The following is a 7,672-nucleotide window of genomic DNA, read 5'->3' as shown; positions in this document are numbered from 1 at the left end:
GCCCTCGACGTCGCCCAGAAGGCCGTCGCCAAGGACGTGGCTGGTCTGCGCAAGAAGTGAGGCACTGACGTGAGCAACACAGCCCCACACCTCTCCAGTGACGAACGCGGAGGTCCCGCTGGCCACCGGCTCGACGAGCGCGGTGCCAGCGAGGCCCTCCACATCACGGGACGTCCCTCGGGCGACCCGCGGGGTCCTGGTACTACCCGCCCTGTGCGGGTGCTCGTGGGGCTGTGCCTCGCGCTCGGCCTGTCCCTCGCGGTCGCCCACGGCCTGCTGGCCCAGGCGCTGGAGACGGTCTCCACCGAGCGCGCGGATCGACAGGCCCTCGTGTCCCTGCGTGCGCTGGAGGACCTGGTCCAGCGCGCGGGGGGCGCGGGTGACTCCGTGCGCGCCGTGGTGTCCGTCTGGAAGGAGCAGCTTCCGCCGGGCAGCGCGGTGCGCGTCATCGCCTTCTCGGGCATCCAGCTCGAGGCCTCCACCTTCCCCGAGGACCAGGGGGAGCGCGCGGCGCCGCGCCGGCTGTCGCGCGAGGAGAAGCCCCTCTACGACCGCGGGCAGCGGCTGCGTGCCGCGGTGGAGACGAACCGCGAGGAGGGCACCGCGCGCAAGGTGGAGGTGGAGACCGAGGCGCTGCCCAACGGTGGGCGCCAGCTGAGCGCGCCGGTGGAGGTGGACGGCGCGGTGGTGGGCATGGTGGAGCTGGCCATCGCCCCGCTGGCGGCCCCGCTCGCGCCGAGCACGGGCTCGGCCCTCATGTGGTTCCTCGCGCCGCTGGCGCTGTGTGGCGCGGCCTCCCTCGTGGTGCGCCGCCAGGGCGCGCTCGTCGCCGTGTCCGCGGTGGCGCTCGCGGTGGGCCTGGGCGGCTATGCCTCCTACTCGCGAGAGCTGCTGAGCGTGGAGGTGCGCCAGACGCAGACCGTCGTGGCCGGGCAGCTGCGCGCCATGTCGGAGCGGGCCCAGGCGGTGATGACCGAGCGGCAGCTCGCGGTCGAGCCGGCGCTGCAGCCGGGCACCTGGGACGCGGACCACTTCCGCCGTCCGCTCGGGCTCGTCACGCCCGCGGGTGCGGTGAACGAGGCCGTCGTCTCCGCGCGCGTGGGCGAGCTGAGCTCGGGCGTGGGCCGTGCGCTCGGCAGCCTGGGCGTGCTGTCGCTCGCGCTGCTGCTCTTCATCGGCATGGGCGGCCTGGCCCGGACGGTGAGCACGGTGGTGGAGTACCGCGACGCCTACCTCTACATCGCCCCCGCCATGGTGGGCATGGTGGTGCTCGTCTTCTTCCCGTTCTTCTACGGGATTACCCTGTCCTTCACCGACTCCAACCTCTACAACACGTCGCAGCCGCTGGCGGACATCTGGGTCGGCCTGCGCAACTACGTGGAGATCCTGGGCGACTTCAACATCGCCAAGCGGGCGCAGGACGGCTCGCTCGTCTTCAACTACCTCAACTTCTACTACACGCTCTTCTTCACGGTGGTGTGGACGGTCACCAACGTGACCATCGGCGTGACGGTGGGCCTGGTGCTGGCCCTCATGCTCAACGTGCAGGGGCTGGCGCTGCGGCCGGTGTACCGCGTGCTGCTCATCCTGCCGTGGGCCATGCCCAACTACATCACCGCGCTCATCTGGAAGGGCATGTTCCACCAGCAGTTCGGCGTGGTGAACCACGTGCTGCGCATGTTCGGCGGCCAGGGGCTCGCCTGGTACGACACGCCGACGAGCTCGTTCTTCACGGCCCTGGCCACCAACGGCTGGCTCAGCTTCCCCTTCATGATGGTGGTGTCGCTCGGCGCGCTCACCTCCATCCCGATGGAGCTCTATGAGGCGGCGCGCGTGGACGGCGCCACCCGCTGGCAGCAGTTCACCGCGATTACACTGCCCTCGCTCAAGCCCGCGCTGGTCCCGGCCATCATCCTGTCGGTGGTGTGGACCTTCAACATGTTCAACATCATCTTCCTGGTGACCGAGGGCGAGCCGAGCAACTCGACGGAAATCCTCGTGACCCAGGCCTACAAGTTCGCCTTCCAGCGCTACCGCTACGGGTACGCGGCGGCGTACTCCACCGTCATCTTCGGCATCCTGCTGCTCTACAGCGTGGTGCAGAACCGCATGTCGCGCGCCACGGAGGCCGCCTGATGTTCTCGCGTCGCGAAGGTGTCCCGCACTGGCCGCTGCACGTGCTGCTGACGGGCTTCACCGTCTTCACCCTCTACCCCATCCTCTGGGTCATCTCGATTGCCTTCTCGGGCAAGCAGAGCCTGGCCATCTCCACGCTGCCCGCCGAGCCCACCTTCATGGACCGCGTGCGTGCCGTCACGCCGTGGCCGGAGGAGTGGTCGGGCGCCAACTTCGTCGATGTGATGACGAAGCAGCCCTTCGGGCAGTGGATGTTCAACAGCGCCGTCATCGCGCTGGGCACCACGGTGGTGGGCGTGTTCCTCGCCTGCACCGCCGCCTACGCCTTCAGCCGCTTCAAGTTCCCCGGCCAGCGCACGGGCATGATGGCCTTCCTCGTGTCCCAGATGTTCCCGGGCACGCTGATGCTCATCCCCCTCTACATCATCCTGGTGCAGTGGCTGGGACTGGGCAGCTCGCGCTTCGGCCTGATGATCGTCTACGCCACCACCTCCATCCCCTTCAGCGTGTGGATGCTCAAGGGGTACTTCGACACCATTCCGAAGGACCTGGAGGAGGCCGCGCTCATCGAGGGCGCCTCGGTGGGGAAGATCTTCTGGACCATCATCCTGCCCCTGGCCAAGCCGGCGGTGGCGGTGACGGCGCTCTTCTCGTTCATGACGGCGTGGAACGAGTTCATCCTCGCGGCCACCTTCATGGATCAGGAGACGATGTACACGGCGCCGGTGGGCCTGCGCTTCTTCGTGGGCGGCTTCTCCCAGCAGTGGGGGTACTTCGCCGCCGGCTCCATCATCGTCTCCGTGCCCGTCGTCGTCCTCTTCCTGTTCCTGCAGAAGTACCTCGTGTCCGGCCTCACCGCCGGGAGCGTCAAGGGCTAGTCGCAGTTCCCTAGAGCAAGGAGAAGTTGCACATGAAGACCTCTCATTTCGCTGTGATTTCGCTGGCCGCGGCGCTGCTGGGCGCCCCCGCCCTGGCCGCTGACAAGGTGTCCTTCAAGGACCCGTCCGGTGACGACAACGGCCCGGGCACCTACAAGTACCCGACCGACACCGTGTACAAGCGCGGCTCGTTCGACCTGACGGACTTCACCTTCGAGAAGAAGGGCTCCAAGGCGGACGTCACCCTGGGCTTCAACACCAGCCTGGAGGACCCCTGGAAGATGGGCAGCGGCTTCTCCGTGCAGATGGCCTTCATCTTCATCGACACGGACGGCAAGGAGGGCAGCGGCTCCACCGAGGGGATGCCCGGCCTGAACGTGAAGTTCGCCCCGGCCAACGCCTGGGAGAAGGTCATCGTCATCTCGCCGCAGAACTCCGGCCGCGTGAAGGCCGAGGTGGGCAACAAGGCCGGCGCCGCCAAGGACAACGTCCTCGTCCCCACCCGCACCAAGGGCTCGGGCCGCAAGGTGAGCGCGACCGTGGACCTCGCGGGCCTCGAGGGGGACCCCTCGCAGTGGAGCTTCCAGGTGGTGGTGCAGTCCAACGAGGGCTTCCCCGCGGGCAGTGATCTCCTGACGCGCAAGGTCAACGAGTACGAGGGCCAGCACCGCTTCGGCGGCGGCAATGACGGAGAGTGCGACCCGCACGCCATCGACGTGTTGGCCGGCGCGGGCAAGGGGGAGGCTTCCGAGGTGAAGGCCCAGCACGATATGCTGAGCTACGAGTGCGCCGAGGACGGCACCGCCAAGAAGCCCGCCACGCTCACCATGGTGGGCGGTGCGACGAAGCCCACGTCCCAGGAGCAGAAGTAAGGTTTTTTAGATTCGAGATTCTGCCGGATGGCCGTGCGAGCGGTGATGAGCCGCTCGCACCGGCAGCCGGGAAGCCCCCTTCCCGGTTTTGGCTGCCCAGAGAGGGGAATCACCCATGAAGATGAAGTCCATGCGGAAGGGCGCTGTTGCCCTCACCGCCGCCGCCACCCTGCTGCCCGCTGCTTCCATGGCCCAGGAGGCTCCCAAGCTGCAGATTGGCGGTACCACCTATACGAAGTGGCTGTACGGTAACTCGCGCGAGCAGGGCTCGCTCTACAACTTCACCACCATCCCCGGCGAGACCGCGGGTGACAACGGCATCGGCACCGAGCTCGAGCTGTTGCTCAACGCGAAGATCTCCAGCGCGGTCGAGGTTCGCGGCCGCATCCACAGCCGCTTCAGCCAGAACTTCTGGACCAACGGCGGCGGCTGGGGAAAGACCGGCGACAACTGCACCTCGGGTAACTGCGGCGAGTTCGACAACCGCTCCAGCCAGTACATCAAGCTGCGCGGTCTGGCCGTCACCCTGACGCCCGGCTACCTCGTCGACTCCGCCACCATCGGCGCCAACGACTTCGGCCAGTTCGACCCGTTCGTCCTCGGCCGTATCCGCTACATCGACCGCGACAACGTCTACGGCGTGCTCGCCCAGGGCTCGGCGCTCGAGCGCAAGCTGACGTGGGATGTCGCTGGCATCTCGCTGCCGCGCTTGTGGGCCGGCCCGCGCTTCAGCACCGGCACCTTCCACGTCACGGACGCCGCCTACGTCGCCCAGACGAAGTACACCTTCAGCGACATGTTCGACGTGGGTGGCATCTTCCAGTACACGAACGACTCGGAGCTCAACCCGACGGACACCAACCTCGACGATGGCCGGGAGCTCTTCCCCCGCTACCGCAACGGCGTGGGCGGCCTGAAGGCCGGCTTCCACCTCGACTCGAAGGTGGACGTGAAGGGCGCCTTCTACCGCTCCTACTCGCACGTGGACGCGGACCCGAAGAAGGGCCTCATCGACCGCTATTCCCCGGTTCCGGGCGGTCGGCTCATGGACAACACCATGATGCTGGACGTGGCCCTCAGTGATCCGCTCGACGTGGGTCTGTCGCTGAACGCGCAGCTCTTCAGCATCGGCGCCAACTACGTCTCCATCATGGCGGCCCGCCGCGAGTCCGACGTGCTCCTCACCGAGGGCCACGACGGCGTCTTCGGCGGCCCTGGCCCCGCGAACGATCGCTCCGGCCAGTGGGGTGATCCCAACTACATCGGCTACGGCGGCTGGACGGGTGAGACCCAGCAGGTGGCCACCGTCAACGCGGACAACGAGTTCACCGACTTCGACGAGCCGTTCGCCGAGACGGTCATCGGCTGGAAGGGCGCCACCTTCAACCCGGTCTTCAGCACCGGCGCGCTCGAGCTGTCGGGTGAGTACTCGTACATCACCTACAACACCAACTGGCAGGCCTACGGGGACGACTCCAAGCCCCTCGACAACCGCTACCCGATGATGGATGGCGACGTCGGCGTGGGCCACGGCTACCGCAGCGCCTACCAGCCCTTCCAGGACAAGTCGACGCAGATCCTGGTGGCCAAGGGCCGCTACGTTCTCGACTTCGGCCGCGGCATCGACGTGTTCGGCAAGGTCAAGTACATCTACGAGAACGACAAGCGCATGAACAACGCGAAGTACCTGCCGTACCAGTCGGGCGCGTGCCCGGGCGGCGAGGTCGCGTGCAACAACGACATGGTCAACGAGTACAGCCCGGGCAACAGCACGTCGGGCATGTACTCCAACCCCAAGCTGGTCTCCGTGGGCCAGGACACGCCGGACGATCCGTCGGACGACAAGACGGGCTACAACTTCAAGCCCTTCGACAGCATCGACGACGATGACCGCGAGCTGAAGTACACCAGCTTCAGCCTGGGCGCTGGCTACCAGCTCACCGACGACCTCTACATGTCGCTGAGCTACGCCAAGTTCCTGGCGGACCTGAAGGACGGCACCACCGCCTTCCGCGCCTACGGCAGCCACCAGATGGCTTCCGGCCAGCACGACAAGAACCTGGTCTCGCTCAAGGCCAAGTACATCCTGGCCGGTGTGGAGTTCGGCGCCGAGGCCGGTTACGCCTTCGGTACCTTCTCGCCCGACTACTACGGCGAGGGCTTCGTGATGCAGAAGGCCACCGAGCAGATCGCCAAGGATCGCAAGATCACCGTGGGCACGAAGGGTTTCACCGCCACCGACTACGGTGACTGGTACAACCTGGAGAACCGCGCGTTCCAGCAGATGCGCATGAAGGTCTTCATGAAGGCGCAGTTCTAGTCTTCATCCATGTAGTTTCGGGGGGCCCGGTGCGCGGAGACGCCTGCCGGGCCCCTCGCTTTTTCCGCACACGAGGACTCGTGTCCATGACGCCGCTCCGCCGCCTCCTGCTGTCCCTGCTGCTGGCTGTACTGGCTGGTGCCTGCCACGCCCGCGACTCGCGCGCCGAGGCGGTGCTCTTCTCCCTGAAGGACCCGCGCGGGGATGACCATGGGGACGGCGAGCTGCGCTACCCGCTGCGCCAGGACTTCGAGCCCGGCTCGCTGGACCTGCTGTCCCTGGCCGCCTACGCCGAGAGCGGCGGGACGCGCTTCGAGGCCACCTTCGCCCGGCCCATTCCCCGGCCCCAGCGGGGGCGCACCGTGGACGCGGCGGGGACCACGCAGACGGACGTGGCCCGCTACGGCTTCTACACCTTCAACCTGGACCTCTACGTGGACACGGACCGGGTGGAGGGCTCGGGCCGCACCGACACCCTGCCGGGCCGTCGCCTCACGCTCGCGTCGGGCAGCGCCTGGGAGAAGGTCATCCTGCTGTCTCCTCGCCCGTACGAGTCGCGCGACATGCTTCGCAAGCTGTGGGGCGAGGCGGCGCAGGCCGAGGCCCAGCGGCGCCAGGGCGCGTTGAGTGAGTCGGGCGCACGGGCCCTGGCCGCGCAGGTGGAGCGCCAGTTGGAGGAGCGCGCCTTCTTCCCCACCCGCGTCCGCGTGGCGGGCAACACGGTGTCCTTCTTCGTCCCGGACGGCTTCCTCGGCGGCCAGGCGCAGCCCGCCTGGGGCTACGCGGTGGCGGTCACCGGGGCCACGCTGGATCGCCGGGTGGCGATGCCCGAGGTGTTCGGCGGTGTCACCGCTCCGACGACGCAGGGCCTGCTGCTGCTCGGCATCGGACCGGGCACGTCGCAGGAGCGCTTCGGGGGCGGGCGCCTGGGAGACCCCCAGCAGTCACCGGTGGTGGACCTGCTGGTGCCCGAGGGAATCTCGCAGGAGACGGTGCTCGCCTCGCAGGCGCCGCCCTGGCCCGCGGTGGTGCCGGCCGCACCCGTGCTACCGCAGGCGCCAGATGCCGGTGCTCCGGGCGGGGAGGGTGACACGCCAGACGCCGGAGCCCTTTGAGGGGTTGCCCACGCCCGAATCGCTGAAGAGGTCTTCCGCCGTGTCCGCGGCGAGCTCGAAGGGGCCGGCCACGGTGGCGGCGTCGGACAGGTTGTGCACGACCAGGACTCGCTCGTCCGCCAGCGTGCGCAGGAAGGCGAGGGTGGTCGAGCCGCCCGAGGTGGGGGTGAGGAGGCGCTGGCCCCCGCGAGCCAGGGCCTCGGAGGCGTGGCGGACACGCAGCAGGTCACGGTAGCGCGACAGCAGCGAGCCGGGGGCCTTCGTCTGGGTGGCCACGTTGGCGCTCTCGCGACCGGGGGCGAAGGAGAACCACGGCGCGCTGGTGGAGAAGCCGCCGCTCGCGGTGGCCTC

General features: G+C 68.2%; 6 protein-coding genes. 5 read left to right on the top strand and 1 reads right to left on the bottom strand.

All coding sequences use genetic code 11. The annotated features are described in order from the left end of the window. Nucleotides 1-69: 69 nt before the first annotated feature. From VF697_RS16290 to VF697_RS16270, 5 genes are all read left to right on the top strand, one after another. Nucleotides 70-2,136, top strand: a complete 2,067-nt coding sequence (locus VF697_RS16290) for a carbohydrate ABC transporter permease (protein ID WP_414641296.1) — start codon at nt 70-72, stop codon at nt 2,134-2,136. After that, nucleotides 2,136-3,014: a sugar ABC transporter permease gene (locus VF697_RS16285; RefSeq protein ID WP_331095980.1), complete on the top strand. Its 879-nt coding sequence runs from the start codon at nt 2,136-2,138 to the stop codon at nt 3,012-3,014. Before VF697_RS16290 ends, VF697_RS16285 begins: the two co-directional genes overlap by 1 nt. A gap of 32 nt (nt 3,015-3,046) precedes the next feature. Next, entirely contained in the window at nt 3,047-3,886 is an 840-nt protein-coding gene (locus VF697_RS16280) for a glucodextranase DOMON-like domain-containing protein (protein ID WP_331095978.1), read from the top strand. A gap of 115 nt (nt 3,887-4,001) precedes the next feature. Then, nucleotides 4,002-6,206 carry a hypothetical protein gene (locus tag VF697_RS16275; RefSeq protein WP_331095976.1) on the top strand — a complete coding sequence of 735 codons (2,205 nt, stop codon included), beginning with the start codon at nt 4,002-4,004 and terminating at the stop codon, nt 6,204-6,206. An 86-nt stretch (nt 6,207-6,292) separates the two neighbouring features. Further along, the gene (locus VF697_RS16270; protein WP_331095974.1) at nt 6,293-7,321 is read left to right on the top strand and encodes a glucodextranase DOMON-like domain-containing protein; all 1,029 of its coding nucleotides are present in this window, start codon (nt 6,293-6,295) and stop codon (nt 7,319-7,321) included. Here VF697_RS16270 and VF697_RS16265 read toward each other — a convergent pair. Beyond that, the coding region (locus tag VF697_RS16265) for a DUF3459 domain-containing protein (protein ID WP_331095972.1) at nt 7,253-7,672 on the bottom strand (420 nt) is incomplete at its 5' end. The two genes, VF697_RS16270 and VF697_RS16265, sit on opposite strands and share 69 nt — an antisense overlap.

The organism is Archangium sp., assembly GCF_036388035.1.
In the GTDB taxonomy this organism is placed as follows: domain Bacteria; phylum Myxococcota; class Myxococcia; order Myxococcales; family Myxococcaceae; genus Archangium.
The sequence above is the reverse complement of the archived record's forward strand: the minus strand, read 5'-3'. Positions and strand labels throughout refer to the sequence as shown.

Bases quoted from the DNA above. Each gene is read 5' to 3' on its own strand.
- VF697_RS16285 (WP_331095980.1), top strand. From the start codon at position 2,136: ATGTTCTCGCGTCGCGAAGGTGTCCCGCACTGGCCGCTGCACGTGCTG.
- VF697_RS16270 (WP_331095974.1), top strand. From the start codon at position 6,293: ATGACGCCGCTCCGCCGCCTCCTGCTGTCCCTGCTGCTGGCTGTACTG.
- VF697_RS16280 (WP_331095978.1), top strand. From the start codon at position 3,047: ATGAAGACCTCTCATTTCGCTGTGATTTCGCTGGCCGCGGCGCTGCTG.
- VF697_RS16275 (WP_331095976.1), top strand. From the start codon at position 4,002: ATGAAGATGAAGTCCATGCGGAAGGGCGCTGTTGCCCTCACCGCCGCC.